General features: G+C 73.2%; 11 protein-coding genes and 1 rRNA gene. 3 read left to right on the top strand and 9 right to left on the bottom strand.

Features of this window, described 5'->3' with window-relative positions:
* Positions 1-91: 91 nt before the first annotated feature.
* The 9 genes from cydD to sigJ all read right to left on the bottom strand — a co-directional run bounded on the left by cydD (position 92) and on the right by sigJ (position 13,506).
* A complete protein-coding gene (gene cydD, locus ACGF0D_RS43170; RefSeq protein ID WP_392925912.1) occupies positions 92-3,583 on the bottom strand; it encodes a thiol reductant ABC exporter subunit CydD in 3,492 nt (1,163 codons plus the stop codon).
* A gap of 4 nt (positions 3,584-3,587) precedes the next feature.
* Complete coding sequence (gene cydB / locus ACGF0D_RS43165; protein WP_392925910.1) at positions 3,588-4,613, bottom strand: cytochrome d ubiquinol oxidase subunit II; 1,026 nt, start codon at positions 4,611-4,613, stop codon at positions 3,588-3,590.
* A 34-nt stretch (positions 4,614-4,647) separates the two neighbouring features.
* Positions 4,648-6,192 (bottom strand): cytochrome ubiquinol oxidase subunit I, encoded by a 1,545-nt coding sequence (locus ACGF0D_RS43160; RefSeq protein WP_392925907.1) that lies wholly within the window; start codon positions 6,190-6,192, stop codon positions 4,648-4,650.
* A 513-nt stretch (positions 6,193-6,705) separates the two neighbouring features.
* A complete protein-coding gene (locus ACGF0D_RS43155) occupies positions 6,706-8,079 on the bottom strand; it encodes an oxygenase MpaB family protein (RefSeq protein WP_392925905.1) in 1,374 nt (457 codons plus the stop codon).
* Entirely contained in the window at positions 8,072-8,683 is a 612-nt protein-coding gene (locus ACGF0D_RS43150; RefSeq protein WP_392925903.1) for a Uma2 family endonuclease, read from the bottom strand. The genes ACGF0D_RS43155 and ACGF0D_RS43150 overlap by 8 nt, the downstream gene beginning before the upstream one ends.
* 224 nt (positions 8,684-8,907) lie before the next feature.
* Positions 8,908-9,822, bottom strand: a complete 915-nt coding sequence (locus tag ACGF0D_RS43145) for an LAETG motif-containing sortase-dependent surface protein (RefSeq protein WP_392925900.1) — start codon at positions 9,820-9,822, stop codon at positions 8,908-8,910.
* A gap of 239 nt (positions 9,823-10,061) precedes the next feature.
* On the bottom strand, positions 10,062-11,561 hold the full coding sequence (locus ACGF0D_RS43140) for a sensor histidine kinase (protein ID WP_392925898.1): 1,500 nt from the start codon (positions 11,559-11,561) through the stop codon (positions 10,062-10,064).
* Positions 11,562-11,572: 11 nt separating this feature from the next.
* Positions 11,573-12,361, bottom strand: coding sequence for a response regulator transcription factor (locus ACGF0D_RS43135; protein WP_392881539.1), 789 nt, complete (start codon positions 12,359-12,361; stop codon positions 11,573-11,575).
* Between the two features lie 191 nt (positions 12,362-12,552).
* On the bottom strand, positions 12,553-13,506 hold the full coding sequence (sigJ, locus tag ACGF0D_RS43130; protein ID WP_392925896.1) for an RNA polymerase sigma factor SigJ: 954 nt from the start codon (positions 13,504-13,506) through the stop codon (positions 12,553-12,555).
* Positions 13,507-13,717: 211 nt separating this feature from the next.
* On the opposite strand from sigJ, the gene ACGF0D_RS43125 reads away from it, so the two are divergent.
* The 3 genes from ACGF0D_RS43125 to ACGF0D_RS43115 all read left to right on the top strand — a co-directional run bounded on the left by ACGF0D_RS43125 (position 13,718) and on the right by ACGF0D_RS43115 (position 15,990).
* Positions 13,718-14,842, top strand: a complete 1,125-nt coding sequence (locus ACGF0D_RS43125) for a nuclear transport factor 2 family protein (protein WP_392925894.1) — start codon at positions 13,718-13,720, stop codon at positions 14,840-14,842.
* Positions 14,843-14,926: 84 nt separating this feature from the next.
* A 5S ribosomal RNA gene (gene rrf, locus ACGF0D_RS43120) occupies positions 14,927-15,043 on the top strand.
* A gap of 233 nt (positions 15,044-15,276) precedes the next feature.
* The gene (locus ACGF0D_RS43115; RefSeq protein WP_030246527.1) at positions 15,277-15,990 is read left to right on the top strand and encodes an IclR family transcriptional regulator; all 714 of its coding nucleotides are present in this window, start codon (positions 15,277-15,279) and stop codon (positions 15,988-15,990) included.
* Positions 15,991-16,137: the final 147 nt, after the last annotated feature.

Raw genomic sequence — 16,137 nt, 5'->3', positions numbered from 1 at the left:
AAGTTGCGCTCGCGTCACGCAACACGGTCTACCGGATCAGGACCCGTCGCGAGGGTGAATCCCTCAGATTGATCACGACCAAATACGTGCCCTAGCGGTGTGAGGGGACGGCCTCCAGCAGCCCGTCCGCCTCCCGCTCCCGCCGCCACATCGCGTGCAGCCGCCCGTCCGGGTCGGCGACCAGCTCCGACCAGCGGCCCCGCTCGGCCACCCGTCCGCCGTCCAGCACCAGCACCTCGTCCACCGTGGCGTCGTCCAGCCCGGCCAGCCGGTGGGTGATCAGCACCGTGGTGCGGCCCTCGGTGGCGGCCAGCAGGTCGGCGGTGAGCGCGTCGGCGGTGGGCAGGTCGAGGTGCTCGGCCGGCTCGTCCAGGACCAGGACGGGGAAGTCCGCGAGCAGCGCACGGGCGAGCGCCAGCCGCTGGCGCTGGCCGCCGGAGAGCCGGGCGCCGTGTTCGCCGACCATGGTGTCCAGGCCGTCGGGCAGGCTCTCGGTCCACTCCAGCAGCCGGGCGGCGGCCAGCGCGGCGCGCAGTTCCTCCTCCCGCGCCTGCGGCCGGGCGAGCCGCAGGTTCTCCCGCAGCGAGCTGTCGAAGACGTGGGCGTCCTGGGCGCAGAGCCCGATCACCCGGCGGACGGACTCGCCCGCCAGCGCGCGGGCGTCCACGGCCCGGGGGCCGCCGTCGGCGAACCGCACCGTCCCCGCGCTCGGCTCCAGGAAGCGCAGCAGCGCCTGGGCGAGGGTGGTCTTGCCGGAGCCGGACGGGCCGACCACGGCGATCCGCCGCCCGGCCGTGAGGTCGAGGTCCACCCCGGTGAGCGCGTCCACCGGCTGCCCGGGGTGCCGGACGGTCAGTCCGCGCACCGCGACGGGCAGCGGCTGCTCGGGCAGCGCCGCCGGTTCGGCGGGCTCGGTGACCGGCTCCGGGGCGTTCAGCACCTCGTCCAGCCGGGCCCGGGCGGCGCGGCTGCGCTGGCGGGCCTGGACGGCGAGCGGCATCCCGGTGACGGCCTCGAAGGCGGCCAGCGGGGTCAGCACCACCACCGCCAGGCAGACCGGCGCCAGCGCCCCGTCGCGCACCCCCTGGACGCCGACGGCGGCCGCGGCGGCCACGGTCAGCCCGGTGAGCAGGGCGATCAGCCCGGTACCGAGCGCCGTGGTGGCGGCCGAGCGGGCGGCCAGCCCGGTCAGCGCGGCGTCGGCGGTGCGGACGGCGGCCAGCCGACCGGGCAGCGCGCCGGCCACGGTCAGCTCGGCGGTGCCGGTGAAGGCGTCCACCACGGTGGTGGCCAGCCGTCCGCGCGCCGGGGCCTGGCGCCGCTCGGCGCCGGCCGACCAGCGGGCGGCCAGCGCGGGCACCAGCACGCCCGCGAGCAGCAGCCCGAGGCCGAGCACCAGCCCGGCGGCGGGTAGGAAGGCGGCCATCGCCACCGTCGAGGCCAGGCCGACCAGCCCGGCCACCGCGGCCGGCAGCCGCCAGCGCAGGTAGTGGTCCTGGATCGCGTCCACGTCGGCGACCAGCCGGGAGAGCAGGTCGCCGCGCCGGAAGGCGGGCAGCCCCGCCGGGGCGAGCGCGCTCAGCCGCCGGTAGACGGCGGCCCGCAGGGTGCCGAGGGTGCGCAGCACCGCGTCGTGCGAGACCAGCCGCTCGGCGTAGCGGAAGACGCTGCGGCCGATGCCGAAGGCCCGGACGGAGGTGACGGCCATCATCAGGTAGAGCACCGGCGGCATCTCGGAGGCCCGGGAGATCAGGTAGCCGGAGGTGGCCATCAGCGCGACGGCGCAGCCGAGGGCAAGCGCGCCGAGCAGGATCGAGAGTGCCAGTCGGGGGGTGCTGCCGCCCTCGGCCCCGGGCTCCTCCGCGGCGGCGGGGGCGGGGGTCGGGCGGCCGCTGTGGGCGAGCGGGGTGACCGGCTCCGCGGGCCCGGACAAGGGCCCCGCCAGCCGTACCCGCCGGTCCGCGACGGCCAGCAGCGCCGGTCGGTGCGCGACCACCAGCACGGTGCGCGCCGGGTCGGCGGCGAGCGCCCGGACGGCGTCCACCACGGCCTCCTCGGAGGCGCCGTCCAGGTTGGCGGTCGGCTCGTCCAGCAGCACCAGCGGCCGGTCGTCGGCGAGCAGCACCCGGGCGAGGGCGAGGCGCTGGCGCTGTCCGGCGGAGAGCCCGGCACCGTCCTCGCCCAGGACGGCCGCCAGGTCGGTCACGAAGTCGAGCGCGTGCGCGGCCCGCAGCGCCGTCCACAGCTGCTCGTCGGTGGCGTCGGGCCGGTAGAGCCGCAGGTTCTCGGCGACCGTCCCGGCGAACAGGTGCGGGTGCTGCGGCACCCAGGCGATCTGCCGCCGCCAGCTCTCCGGCTCCAGTTCGGCCAGGTCGTACGGACGGCCGTCGGCGGCGGTGATCCGGACGGTGCCGGCGGTGGGGGCGGTGAGGCCGAGCAGCACGGCCAGCAGGGTGGACTTGCCGGCGCCGCTGGGGCCGGTGAGCGCCGTGCTGGAGCCCGGGCGCAGGGTCAGTGCGGCGCCGTCCAGGGCGGGCTCGGTGCGCCCGGGGTGCCGGACGACCAGGCCGTCGGCGGCGATCACGGCGCCGGCGAGGTCCGGCGCCGGGGTGGTGCCGGCGGCGGGCAGCGGGGTCTCCAGCACCCGGAACAGTTCGTCGGCGGCGGTCAGCCCCTCGACGCTGGAGTGGTAGAGCGCGCCGACCTGGCGGATCGGGAAGTACACCTCGGGGGCGAGCACCAGGATCAGCAGCCCGGTTTCCAGGTCGAGCGTGCCGTCCACCAGCCGGAACCCGACGGTGACGGCGACCAGCGCGACGGACAGGGTGGAGAGCAGCTCCAGGGTGAAGGAGGAGACGAAGGCGATCCGCAGGGTGCGCAGGGTGGCCCGGCGGTAGTCGGCGGTGATCCGGGCGATGGTGGCGGCCTGGGTGCGGGCCCGGTTGAACACCTTGAGGGTGGGCAGTCCGGCGACCACGTCGAGGAAGTGGTGGGACAGCCGGGACAGGGTGTTCCACTGCCGGTCCATCCGGGACTGGGTGGCCATCCCGATCAGCACCATGAACAGCGGGATCAGCGGCAGCGTCCCGGCGATGATCGCGGCCGAGGTGAAGTCGGCGCCGACGATCCGCAGCAGCACGATCACCGGGACGACCACGGCCAGCGCCAGCTGCGGCAGGTAGCGGGCGAAGTAGTCGTCCAGCGCGTCGATGCCGCGGGTGGCGAGGGTGGTGAGTTCGCCGGTGCGCCGGCCCGCCAGGTAGGACGGGCCGAGCGCGGTGACGTGGTCGAGCAGCCGGCGCCGCAGGGTGGACTTCACCCGGGCGACGGTCCGGTGCGCGGTGAGTTCGGTGAGCCAGCCGACCAGCCCGCGCCCGACCGCCGTCGAGGCGAGCAGCAGCAGTGGCGTGGTCAGCTCGCCGAGCGTCGCCCCGCGCTGGAAGGCGCGGACGACGATCTCGGCGATCAGACTCGCCTGGGCGACCACCAGGGCCGCGCCGACCGCGCCGAGCAGCACGGATCCGGCGAGGAAGGCCCTGGTGGTGCGGGCGTACCCGAGGAGTCGGGGGTCGACGGGCTTCACGGCGTCAGCCCTGTTCGAGCTGGGCGGCCGGGTCGTGCCCGGGGATGTGCTGGACGCCGATCCGCTTGCGGAACACCCAGTACGTCCAGCCCTGGTAGAGCAGCACCAGCGGGGTGAAGATCGCCGCGACGACGGTCATCACCTTCAGCGTGTACGCCGAGGAGGACGCGTTGCTGACGGTCAGGCTCCACTCCGGGTTCAGGGTGGAGGGCATGACGTCCGGGAAGAGCGCCAGGAAGAGCATCGCGACCGCGGCCACGATGGTCACTCCGGAGAGCGAGAACGCCCAGCCCTCGCGCCGCAGTCGGTTGGCCGCGAGGGCGCCGACCAGGGCGACCACCGCGACGATCATCGCGGCGAGGCTGCGGCCGTTGCCGTGGTCGGCCTGGGTCCAGATCAGGAAGACCAGCGCCAGCGCGGCGGTGGCCAGCCCGGACATCAGCGCGGCCGTGCGGGCCCGCTCCCGGATCTCGCCGACCGTCTTGAGCACCGCGAACACCGAGCCGTGGAAGGTGAACAGGGCGAGCGTCACCAGGCCGCCGAGCAGCGCGTACGGGTTCAGCAGGTCCCAGAGGGTGCCGGCGTAGTTCTTCTGCGCGTCGATGTCCACGCCGCGCACGATGTTGGCGAAGGCCACGCCCCAGAGGAAGGCCGGGAGGAGGGAGGTCCAGAAGAGGGCCTCCTCCCAGTTCCGCTGCCAGCGGGCGCCGTCGTGCTTGTGCCGGTACTCGAAGGCCACGCCGCGGATGATCAGGCAGACCAGGATGACCAGCAGCGGGATGTAGAAGCCGCTGAAGAGCGTCGCGTACCAGTCCGGGAAGGCCGCGAAGGTGGCGCCGCCGGCGGTCAGCAGCCAGACCTCGTTGCCGTCCCAGACCGGGCCGATGGTGTTGATCAGCACCCGCCGCTCGGCGGTGTTGCGGGCCAGCGGCTTGAGCAGCACGCCGATCCCGAAGTCGAAGCCCTCCAGGAAGAAGTAGCCGATCCACAGGACCGCGATCAGCACGAACCAGACGTCGTGGAGTTGCATGTCAGATCCTCAGTTCCCCGGTGGTCCCGGCGCCTCAGTAGGCGAAGGCGAGCGGCTTGTCGGCGTCCTCGTCCGAGGACGGCCCGCGCAGCGACGGGTCCTTGGTGGGCGGCTGTTCGGTCACCACCGGGCCGGCCTTGGCGTACTTGACCAGCAGCTTGACCTCGACGACGGCGAGGATCGCGTACAGCGTGGTGAAGGTGGCCAGCGCCCCGATCTGGGTGCCGATGCCGACGGTGGGGGAGACCGCGCTGGCCGTGGTCATCAGGCCGAAGACGGCCCAGGGCTGGCGGCCCATCTCGGTGAAGATCCAGCCGAAGCTGTTGGCGATCAGCGGGAAGCCCATGGTCAGGATGCCGATCCGCCAGCTCCACTTGGTCAGCGTCGGCCCCAGCTCACGCCTGGGGGTAAGCATCAGCCTGGGCACCTCGGTCTCGCCGGTGCGGAACTCGGGGTGCAGGAAGAGCTTCTTCCGGGTGGTCCACAGGCCGATCAGGCCGGCCAGGAAGGAGGTCATCCCGAAGCCGATCATGAGGCGGAAGCCCCAGTAGGTCACGAAGATGCTCGGGATGTAGTCCCTGGGGTTGCCGCCGTGCTGGGCGGCCTCGGCCGCGGCGGTGTCGTTGATGCCGGGGACGGAGGAGCTGAAGTCGCTGTGGGCGAGGAAGGAGAGTATCCCGGGGATCTCCAGCTCGACCGAGTTGTGGCCCTTGCTGACGTCGCCGACCGCGAAGACCGAGAACGGCGCCGGCGCCTGGGTGTCCCACAGGGCCTCGGCGGCGGCCATCTTCATCGGCTGCTGCTCGAACATGACCTTGGCCAGGGAGTCGCCGCTGAGCGCGGTGCCGAGGCCGAAGACCACCGCGAGCACCAGGCCGAGCCGCAGCGAGGTGCGCATCGCGGCGGTCCGCTTCGGGTCGGCGGTCTCGGGCTTGCGCTTGGCCTTCCAGAGGTGGAAGGAGGCGATGCCGACGACGAAGGCCGCGCCGGTGAGGAACGCGGCGGTCAGGGTGTGGAAGACGACCACGAGGGTGGTGTTCTGGAACAGCACCCGGACGACGTCGGTGAGCTGGGCCTTGCCGGTGACCGGGTCGATCGCGTAGCCGACCGGGTGCTGCATCCAGGAGTTGGCGGCCAGGATGAAGTAGCCCGAGAGCACGGTGCCCAGCGACACCATCCACATGCAGGCACAGTGGATCTTCCTGGGCAGCTTGTCCCAGCCGAAGATCCACAGGCCGATGAAGGTGGACTCGAAGAAGAAGGCGATCAGCGCCTCCATCGCGAGCGGGGCGCCGAAGACGTCACCGACGAAGCGGGAGTAGTCGGACCAGTTCATGCCGAACTGGAATTCCTGGACGATGCCGGTGACCACGCCCATCGCGATGTTGATGAGGAAGAGCTTTCCCCAGAACTTGGTCGCGTGGAAGTACTTCTCCTTGTTCGTCCGTACCCAGGCGGTCTCCAGACCGGCAACGATCGCGGCCAGGCTGATCGTGAGCGGGACGAAGAGGAAGTGGTAGACGGTGGTGATGCCGAATTGCCATCGCGCGATGGTCTCGTGAGCGATTGCCAGTTCCACGTCGCCCTCTCTCCCAACCTGCCCGCGTGATGACGGGCATCTTCCGGACAAACTTCATCTATAGCCGTAGACCGTTGCGCAACCACGCAAGCTTGTCCGCTTGTGAACGTGAACACGTTCACAAGGAGCAGTATCCATCATCCTTACGGAGGAACTGCAGGTGGGGTGGGGTTGACAGCCGGTTGACGGCCCCGTGCGGTGCGTCACGGCCCGGGGGGGGGGGGGGGGGGGGGGGGGGGGGCCGCCCGCCGCGGGGGGCGGGGGGGCGGCGGCGGGGGGGGGGGGGGGGGGGGCGGGGGGGGGGGGGGGGGGGGGGGGCGGGGCGGGGGGGGGGCGCCCCCCCCCCCCCCCCCCCCCCCCCCCCGGGGCCGGGGCAACGAACGACCGGGCGGATGGCCGGAAGTTGTTGGCCGAACCGGCGCTTGACAGGCGCCCGAGCCGGTCGCGCCCGCTCGATCTGCGTGCTAGGCGCGCGCTCCAGCTGCGGCGCTCTACGCCCTGACGCCCTGCGCCCTACGCCCGGCCGAGGAGCTCGGTGCCCGGGACGGAGTCGGCGCGGGCGGTGAAGAAGCCGGTGAAACCGGCCAGGAACTCCTCGCGGGTGATCCGCCCGTCCCCGTCGGTGTCCAGTCGGCGGAAACCGTGCGACAGCTCCGCCGGGTGCACCCGCGGCCCGCCGAACACCGCGCGGTACTCGTCGAACTCCAGGAAGCCGCTGCCGTCGGTGTCGGCCGCCGCGAACACCGCCCGCAGCGCGGGCAGCAGGCCGCGCTCCAGGTAGGCCTCGTCCCGGTCGCAGCCGGCCAGGGTGGCCGCCACGAACTCCTCCCGGCTGACCCTCCCGTCCCCGTCGGCGTCCATCACCGCGCGCAGCTGCTCCCACCAGCTGTCGAAGGCCTCGTACACCCGGGCCTCGCCGGCCTCGTCCAGCTCCAGCTGCCAGCACACGTTGTGCGCCATCGCCCGCAGGTCGTGCACGGTGATCGAGCCGTCGCCGGTCTGGTCCAGCACCTCGCGGAAGAAGCGGTCCAGCCGGGGCCCGCGGCCGTCCCGCCGCGGGTGGCTGCGCTTCGGGTGGCGGCGCTTCGGCCGGGCCGGCTCCGGGGAGCGGTAGCGCAGCCGGTCCGGGAGACGGGGGACGACGGCGCCGGCGCCGCGGTGCAGCACGGCGGACAGCAGCGCGGCCCGCCGGGTGCGGACCAGTCCGAGCCGCTCCCGCACCGCCGGCGGCAGGTCCGCCACCGTCAGCTCGCGGATCACCGCGGCGACCACCAGCCGCACCGCCCGCCACCCCGCGTCGCCGAGGAACCGGAGCCGGCGCGGCCGCGGCGCCTCGCGCAGCAGATCGCCCAGCAGGTAGCGCGCCGCCTCGGTGAACTCCAGCCGCTCCCGGGCGTACCGGGCGAAGTAGGCCGACAACTCCCCCGCGGTGCCGGGGATCTCGCCCCCGGGCAGGCCGAAGGCGGCGACCGCCCCGCGGAACTCCGCGTACGCCAGCTCCAACTCCTGCGCGTCGTACGGGTCCCCGCCCAGCCGGCGCATCGCGACCACGCACTCGAAGAGCGTCAGCAGCACCCACGCCCTGGTCGCCGCGTCCCCGGCGTCGTACGGCCGCCCGTCCGGCCCCGCCCCCCGGATCCGCTTGTGCGCCCGCTCCAGCCGCGCGATCTCCCGGCGCAGCGTCTCCTCGTCCTGGTAGAACAGCCGCCGCCCGCTGCCCAGCGTGTGCTCCACCCGCCGCCACGGGTGCGCCCGGTACGTCGAGTGCTCCGCCATCCCCGCCGACACCACCGGGTCCGCCGCCTGCAGCACCAGCAGCCGCCAGGCGACCAGCGCGATCCGCCACTCCGACAGGTCCCGCCGGAACGAGGCGCCGCGGTCAGCCACGGTGCTCTCCGGTGATGTCGGGGCCGATCACGAAGCCCCTGGCGGGGCCCTCCGGGATCACGGCCTCCCTGCCGTAGGGAACCTTGGTCGAGGAGGCGTAGTCACGGAGCTTGGGATCAGGATCGGTGAGGACGGTCACGGCGCCGCCGCCGTCGTGGTCGTCGATGATCACGTACACCGGGATGCCGGCGGCGGCGTAGGCACGGCGCTTGAGGACGTGGCCACGACGGCGGTTCTCGGCGCCGGGGGAGACGGTCTCGGCGACCAGCGGGACTCCCGAGGCGAGCAGGCCCAGGCCCTCGGGGTGCTCGATCTCGTCGGTGTCGTCGGGCGCCACGAAGACGTCCGGAATGAGCACCTTGAGACCGGCGATGACGTTCCCGTCCTGCGCGGGCCCGTAGCCGCTACCGCTCAGGTGGTCGTGCAGGGCGCGCCCCAGCCGCCTGTTGACAGTGAGATGGCGAGTTCCGCCAGTGGGTGACACCGCGAGGTTCTCCTCGATGATCTCCAGGCGATAGCCCTCGGGCACATCCGCGGACTTCCACATCTCCCACAGCGCCTGGTCCAGGTCCACGCCGGTCTCCTCGACAGCAACCGCGCTCATCGGAACACCCCATTCCCCGTCCGGTGTGATCAGCCCGCGCGAGTCCGCACAAGCAATGGCTGGACGGTCGCACACGGCCGAGGGGGCCGACCAGGTGAACGGGGCAGGTTCACTCGATCGGGAGTTTGGGGGCCGGGAACGGCGGAACCGCAGGACGGGCCGGGGCCTGTCCTGCGGTTCCGGGGTGGTCGCGCCCTCCTCCCGAGTGGGCGCGAACGGGTGGGTCAGGAGGTGGTGCGGGTGGCCGGCTTGCGGCGGGAGACGTAGAGGGCGGCGGCGCCGAGGCTGAGGGCGAGGCCGGAGCCGAGGGCGAGGTACGGGGTGGCCGGGTCGGAGCCGGTGTCGGCGAGTTCGGTGGCCGAGCCGGTGGTGGCCCGGGTGGTGGTCGAGGCGGCCGACTTGTTCCCGGTGCCGCTGTCGGCGGTGGAGGAGGTCTTGGCAGTGCCGGTGGTCCTGTCCGAGACCGGGGTGACGGCGGCGGGCTGCTCGGCCGGCTTCTCGGTGGGCTGCTCGACCGGCTTCTCGGTGGGCTGCTCGACCGGCTGCTCGGGGGCCGCCTTGGCGTCGGCGAGCGCCTGGTCCGCGGCGGCCTTGGCTGCGGCCGCGGCCTTGGTGGCCTGCTGCGCCTCGTGGAGCCGCCGGAACACCGCGACCCTGGCGTCGTCCATGGCGGTCCGCGCGGCGGTCACGGCGGCCTTGGCCTTCTCGTCCGCGGCGGAGGCCTCGTTGGCGGCGGCGTACGCCTTGGTCAGCCGCTCCCTGGCCGCGGGCAGTTCCTCGTCGGTGGCGAGGCGGTACGCCTCGGAGGCCGCCTCGGCCTCCTTCCGCGCGGCCTCCTTGGCGGAGGCGGCCTTCACCGCGGCGGCCTTGGCCGCCTGGTACTCGCCCAGGTAGGGCTGCGAGTCCTCGAGGAAGGCGGCGGACTCGGCCTGCACCTTGGACTCGTTGGCGACGGCGGCCGTGTACGCCTTGGCGGCCTCGGCGGCGGCCCGCTCCAGTTCGGCGATCGAGCCGTTGTCGCTCCGGATCTGCGCCGCCGACGCCGGCGCCGCGAGGGCGGGGGTGGCGCAGAGCACGGCGGCGGGCGAGACGACGGCGGCGACGAGGGCGGCCGAGACCAGCGAACGGCGGAGGTTCACGATGACCCCTTTCGGGTCTAAAGCAAGGCAAAAGCCTTGACCCGGAGGAGTTCCGATGTCCGGGCAGCGCCGATCTTAGGCATACGCATTCTTGACGCTCCATGCCGGATTCCGGCAATGATCGGGCGACGAATCTTCCCGGTTCCCCGGAGAATTGACGAGTCGACAAATTCGCAGTCGATCCGGCCTCCCAAAACACCCGGATTCCCGACATTCGGGCGGAACGGAAGGAAATCCGGTCAGCGCTGGCGGGGGAGTTCGACGCGGAAGGTGGCGCCCTCCCCCGGGGCGGTGTGCAGGGTGAGGGTGCCGCCGTGGGCGCGGGTGAGGGCGGTGGCGATGGCGAGGCCGAGGCCGGCGCCGCCGCCGTTGTCGCGGCTGCGGGAGGGGTCGACCCGGAAGAAGCGGTCGAAGACCCGCTGGGCCTGCTCCTCGGTGAGGCCAGGACCGGAGTCCGCGACCTCCAGCAGGCAGATGCCGCCGGGGCCCGCGCCCACCCCGATCCGGACCGGGGTGCCGGCCGGGGTGTGCTTGACCGCGTTGCCGACCAGGTTGGTGACCACCTGCCGCAGCCGCGCCTCGTCACCGATGACGGGCGCGGCGCCGGGTGCGCCGGTGCCGGCCGGGCCGGTGAGCGCGACCGGGCGGCTGGGGTCGAGGGCGGTGAGGTCGTGCAGCGCGTCGGCGGCGAGGGTGCGCAGGTCCATCGGGGCGAGGTCGAGCGGGCGCTCCTCGTCCAGCCGGGCGAGCACCAGCAGGTCCTCGACCAGGGCGCCCATCCGGTCGGCCTCGCTCTCGATCCGGGTCATGGTCCGCTTGACGTCGGCCTCGGTGGGCAGCGCGCCCATCCGGTAGAGCTCGGCGAAGCCGCGGATCCCGGCCAGCGGGGTGCGCAGTTCGTGCGAGGCGTCCGCGACGAAGCGCCGCATCCGGGCCTCGGATTCGGCGCGGGCCGCGAAGGCCGCCTCGATCTGGGTGAGCATCCCGTTGAGCGCGATCGACAGCCGGCCGACCTCGGTGCCCGGGGAGAGCTCCGGCATCCGGTGCGACAGCTCGCCGGCCGCGATCCGTTCGGCGCCCTCCTCGATCCGGTGCAGCGGCCGCAGTCCGGCCCGCACCGCGAAGAAGCCGAGCGCGGCGATCAGCACCAGGACGCCGCCGCCGATGGCCAGGAAGGAGGTGTTCAGCTTGCCGAGGGTGGCGTCGATGTCCTCGCGGGAGACGGCCACCATGACGTGGGTCGGGGTGACCGCGGGCGCGGCGTACGCGCTGGGGGCGGCGGCCTGCCCGCGGGGCGGCTGGAGCGGCAGCACCAGCACCCGCCAGCGGTGGTGGCCGCGCTGGTCGGGCAGGTCGAAGGGGACGTCGGGGGCGGTCCTGGTCGGGTCCAGCCCGGCCAGCTGGGGCGCCGGGTCGCTGTCCGAGACGGGCTGGCGCATCAGCGCCTGGACCTTGCCGTCCGAGGAGAGGTACTGCACCAGGTACTGGCTGGGCAGGCTGACCCGCCGACCGGCGACGGCGGGCTTTCCGGCGGCCGGCGCGGTCAGCTGGCCCGGTGGCTTGCGGGAGAGCGGCGGCCCGTACCGCTGGAGCTGCTCGTCCAGCTGCTGCACCAGCTGGCTCCGTACGGTGCCGAGCACGAAGGTGTCGCTGACCACGAGCCCGGTGGTGACCAGCGCGAGCGCCAGCACCAGCAGCCGGGCGCGCAGCGACAGCCGGGAGGAGAACCGGGCGAGCACGGGCGGGCCGGTCAGCCCTGCGGGGGGCGGCGCAGGGCGTAGCCGATGCCGCGCACGGTGTGGATCAGCTTGGGGCCGTGCGCCGGGCCGGAGTCGAGCTTGCGGCGCAGGTAGGAGATGTACGACTCGACGATGGAGAGGTCCCCGCCGAAGTCGTAGGCCCAGACGTGGTCGAGGATCTGCGACTTGGAGACCACCCGGCCGACGTTGGCCATCAGGTAGTGCAGCAGCTTGAACTCGGTCGGGGAGAGCGAGACGGGGGTGCCGCCCCGGGTGACCTCGTGGGCGATCGGGTCGAGGCTGAGGTCGGCGACGACCAGCCGGCCGTCCTCGGCGGGCCCGCCGGCCCGGCGCAGGATGGCGCGGATCCGGGCGATCAGCTCCTCCAGGCTGAACGGCTTGGTGACGTAGTCGTCCGCACCGGCGGCCAGGCCCTGCACCTTGTCGCCGACGCCGTCCTTGGCGGTGAGGAAGAGCACCGGCAGGTGGTCGCCGGGGTGCCCGTGTGCCGGTCCGGCTATCTGTCCGCGGCTGGTGCGCTCGCGCAGCTTCTCGACGACGGTGAAGCCGTCGAGGTCGGGGAGCATCACGTCGAGGACGACCAGGTCGGGGCGCTCGGCGGCGACCAGTTCCAGCGCCTCGGTGCCGCTGGCGGCGGAGGCGACGCGGAAGCCGGAGAAGCGCAGCGAGGCGGAGAGCAGTTCGCGGATGTTGGGCTCGTCGTCCACGACGAGCAGGAACGCTTCGCCCTGGCCCCCGGCCACCGTGGAGCCGCCTGGTGTGGTGACAGTGCCTTGCACGGGGCTTTCGCCTCCCGGTCGGACGATGACGTTCAGCATGAGGCTAGCCCCCGGAGGCTATGCGGCATGGATGAATGTTGGATTAACACCTTATCGGTCGGTTTTTGGGCGAGAGACGCACCGGGGTGGGCTCGGTGGTGTGCGTACGGGCGTGAACACGTCCAGCAGGCGCGTGCCGGGCATGACGCGCCTCACTTCTGCGCCCCGCTCCCGCTCGAACGCCCCTCCGTCCAGGGCCGGAGCTTCTCCGGGTTGCGCACCGCCCAGATGTGGGTGATCAGCCCCTCGGCGATCCGGAACGCGAACACCGTGACGGTGACGCCGTCCACCTGGGCGACCAGGCCGGGCCCGCCGTTGACGGTGCACTCCAGCAGCGTGATCCCGGGCGCGAAGCGGTCGGAGTCCAGGTGGGCGGCTGCGATCCGCTCCCGCCCGGTCAGCGGGTGCGGCAGCGCGCCGACCAGACCGCCGCCGTCGGCGATCACGGTGGCCTCCGGGTCCAGGACGCCCATCAGCGACCTGAGGTCCTTCGCCTCCCAGGCCCGCTTGAACTCCCGGACGACGCCGGCCTGCGCGCCCGTCGGCGCCGCCGGGGCCCGCCCGGCCCGGATCCGGCGGCGGGCGGAGGTGGCCAGCTGACGGCAGGCGGCCGGGGTACGGCCGACGATCGCGGCCACCTCGGCGAAGGGGTAGCGGAAGACGTCGTGGAGGACGAAGGCGACGCGCTCGGCCGGGGTCATGGCCTCCAGGACCACCAGGAACGCCATGCTCACCGACTCGTCCAGGGTGATCCGGTCCGCCGGATCCGTCCCCGGGCCGCCGGCGGGGTCCGTCCACTCCCGGCTGTCCGGCAGCGGCTCGGGGATCCACTCGCCCACGTAGCGCTCCCGCCGCACCCGGGCCGAGCCGAGCAGGTTGAGGCAGATCCGGCTGGCCACCGTGGTCAGCCAGCCGCCGGGCGAGACGATCGCCTCCCGCTCCCGCCGGGGCAGCGCGTACCAGCGGGCGTAGGTCTCCTGCACCACGTCCTCGGCGTCGGCCAGCGAACCGAGCATCCGGTACGCCAGGTTGGTCAGCCGGCGCTGCTCGCCCAGGATCGCGCCCGGGCCCGGCTCGGTCGTGGTGCCGCCCTCTGCTTCCCGCACCGTGTCCCACCCCTTCGCCTCGTTCGACTCGTTCGACTCGACGGTTCCCCGCTCCCCTTATGACAGGGCGGCGGCCCGGAATGTGACACCTCCCCCGCGCCCTTCGCCCGCGACCTCACAATCCGGGCGACTGTTCTGTCGTATCCGTCGCACCGGTCGCACGGACGCACCGGTCGTACGCACGCACCGGTCACACGGAACGGAGAACCCGATGAACGACTTCCAGGCGATCGCCGACCGCGTCGAGATCACGGCCCTGCAGGCCGAGTTCACCGACGCGGTGATGATGCGCGACCGCGCCCGCCTCGCCGCGCTGTTCACCCCGGACGGCGTGCTGCGGATGCCCGACGTCCCCGTCGAGCTGACCGGCCCGGAGCAGATCCGCGTCGGCGGCGAGAAGCTCCAGGAGCAGTGGGACTTCTTCATCCAGAACACCCACCCGGGCGCGATCCGGATCGACGGCGACACCGCGACCGGCCGCGCCCACATGCATGAGATCGCCCGCCTGAAGAACGGCTTCCAGGGGCTCAACTACGCCGTCTACCACGACCGTTACCGGCGCACGGCGGACGGCTGGCGGTTCACCGAGCGGGTCTACGAGACCCGGTACCTGGACCGCAGCCCGCTGACCGGCTCGGCGCCGGGCCCGGCCGGCCCGGCCGGCCCGACCGGTTCGGCGCCCGGCTCGACCCGTCCGGCCGCGTACACCGACCCGACGCACACCGACCCGACGCACACCGACCCGGCGCCCGCCGACCGCCTGGAGCGGGCGGCCGCCGCGCTGACGGCGAACGGCTTCACCGTCGAGCTGCTGGACGACGCCGCCGCCGCGCGCACCCGGGTCGCGGAGCTGATCCCGGCCGGCGCCACCGTCTTCACCGGGGCCGGCGAGACCCTCCGGCTCTCCGGCATCGAGGAGGACGTCAACGGCGGCGACCACTACCGGGCCGTGAAGCCCCGCGCGCTGGCCATGGACCGGGCCACCGAGGCCGACGACATCCGCCGGACGGTCGCCACTCCCGACGTCGCGCTCGGCAGCGTCGCCGCCGTCACCGAGACCGGCGCCCTGGTCGTCGCCTCGGCCACCGGCAGCCAGCTGCCCGGCTACGCCGGTGGCGCCGGGCGGGCGATCTGGGTCGTCGGGGCCCAGAAGGTCGTCCCGGACCTCCCCGCCGCCCTGCGCCGCCTGGAGCACCACGTCCTCCCGCTGGAGTCCGCCCGCGCCCGCGCCGCGTACGGTCGGCCGAGCGCCGTGAACCAGCTCCTGGTGCTCAACGCCCCGGCCCGGCTCACCCCGGGGACCGTGCTGCTGCTGCGCGAGGCCATCGGCTTCTGAGGGGCGGAATCCCTCCGTTTCCCCCTGCTATGATTTGTGTCGAGGCGAAGGCAGTGCTTTCGAGCAATTGCCCGGCCCGATCATTTCGGTGGTCATAGCGTGAGGGAAACGCCCGGTCACATTCCGAACCCGGAAGCTAAGCCTTACAGCGCCGATGGTACTGCAGGGGGGACCCTGTGGGAGAGTAGGACGCCGCCGAATTCTTCTTACGGCCCCTGCCGTGTCCGACAGAGACACGGCAGGGGCTTTTTTCATTTCCCGGCATTTCCTCTGCCATTTCGCTTTCCCGCCGCCCCTCGCGCCGCGGCGCACGCTCCGGCGCATCCGGCATGTGAGACATCAGGTCCCGGAAGAGCCGCTTTGCGGGGATCTGAGAGGATGGCGAACGTCGAAACAGACTTGCGTCTCGCCAACTGAGACTGCAATATCATGGTATGGACAACACTAGCGGCGTCGGCGTTCTCGACAAGGCCGCTCTGGTGCTCAGCGCACTGGAGTCGGGCCCCGCCACGCTGGCGGGGCTGGTCGCCGCCACCGGTCTGGCGCGCCCCACCGCCCACAGACTCGCCGTCGCACTCGAACACCACCGCCTGGTCACCCGTGACATGCAGGGCCGGTTCATCCTCGGCCCCCGCCTGTCCGAACTCTCCGCCGCCGCCGGCGAGGACCGACTGCTCGCCACCGCGGGCCCCGTCCTCACCCACCTGCGCGACGTCACCGGAGAAAGCGCGCAGCTCTACCGCCGCCAAGGCGAGATGCGCATCTGCGTCGCCGCGGCCGAACGACTCTCCGGCCTGCGCGACACCGTCCCCGTCGGCAGCACCCTGCCGATGAAGGCCGGCTCCGCCGCCCAGGTCCTCCTCGCCTGGGAAGAACCCGAGCGCCTCCACCGGGGCCTCCAGGGCGCCCGCTTCACCGCCACCGCACTCAGCGGCGTCCGCCGCCGCGGCTGGGCCCAGTCCATCGGGGAGCGCGAGCCGGGCGTCGCGTCCGTCTCCGCCCCCGTCCGTGGGCCCTCCAACCGCGTGGTGGCCGCCGTCTCCGTCTCCGGCCCCATCGAGCGACTGACCCGCCACCCGGGCCGGTTGCACGCCCAGGCCATCATCGAAGCCGCCAACCGGCTCACCGAGGCCCTCCGCCGCAGCTGACGGAACACGGCTGACGGAACACGACGGAAAAGGGCCGCGTCCGAGGATCCGACTTGGGTTCTAGGAGTCGTTGCAACACCCCAGTTCAGGGGATGCATTGGACTTCGAGATCCGCAAGGACCGGACGGCCCAGGGGCCTGTGAAGCT

Origin of the sequence: Kitasatospora sp. NPDC048298 (assembly GCF_043201465.1) — a bacterium.
GTDB lineage: Bacteria > Actinomycetota > Actinomycetes > Streptomycetales > Streptomycetaceae > Kitasatospora.
The sequence above is the reverse complement of the archived record's forward strand: the minus strand, read 5'-3'. Positions and strand labels throughout refer to the sequence as shown.

What these genes read in the sequence shown, in the direction of transcription:
- cydB (WP_392925910.1), bottom strand. Translation starts at nt 4,613, where the DNA reads ATGCAACTCCACGACGTCTGGTTCGTGCTGATCGCGGTCCTGTGGATC.
- ACGF0D_RS43150 (WP_392925903.1), bottom strand. Translation starts at nt 8,683, where the DNA reads ATGAGCGCGGTTGCTGTCGAGGAGACCGGCGTGGACCTGGACCAGGCG.
- ACGF0D_RS43125 (WP_392925894.1), top strand. Translation starts at nt 13,718, where the DNA reads ATGAACGACTTCCAGGCGATCGCCGACCGCGTCGAGATCACGGCCCTG.
- ACGF0D_RS43115 (WP_030246527.1), top strand. Translation starts at nt 15,277, where the DNA reads ATGGACAACACTAGCGGCGTCGGCGTTCTCGACAAGGCCGCTCTGGTG.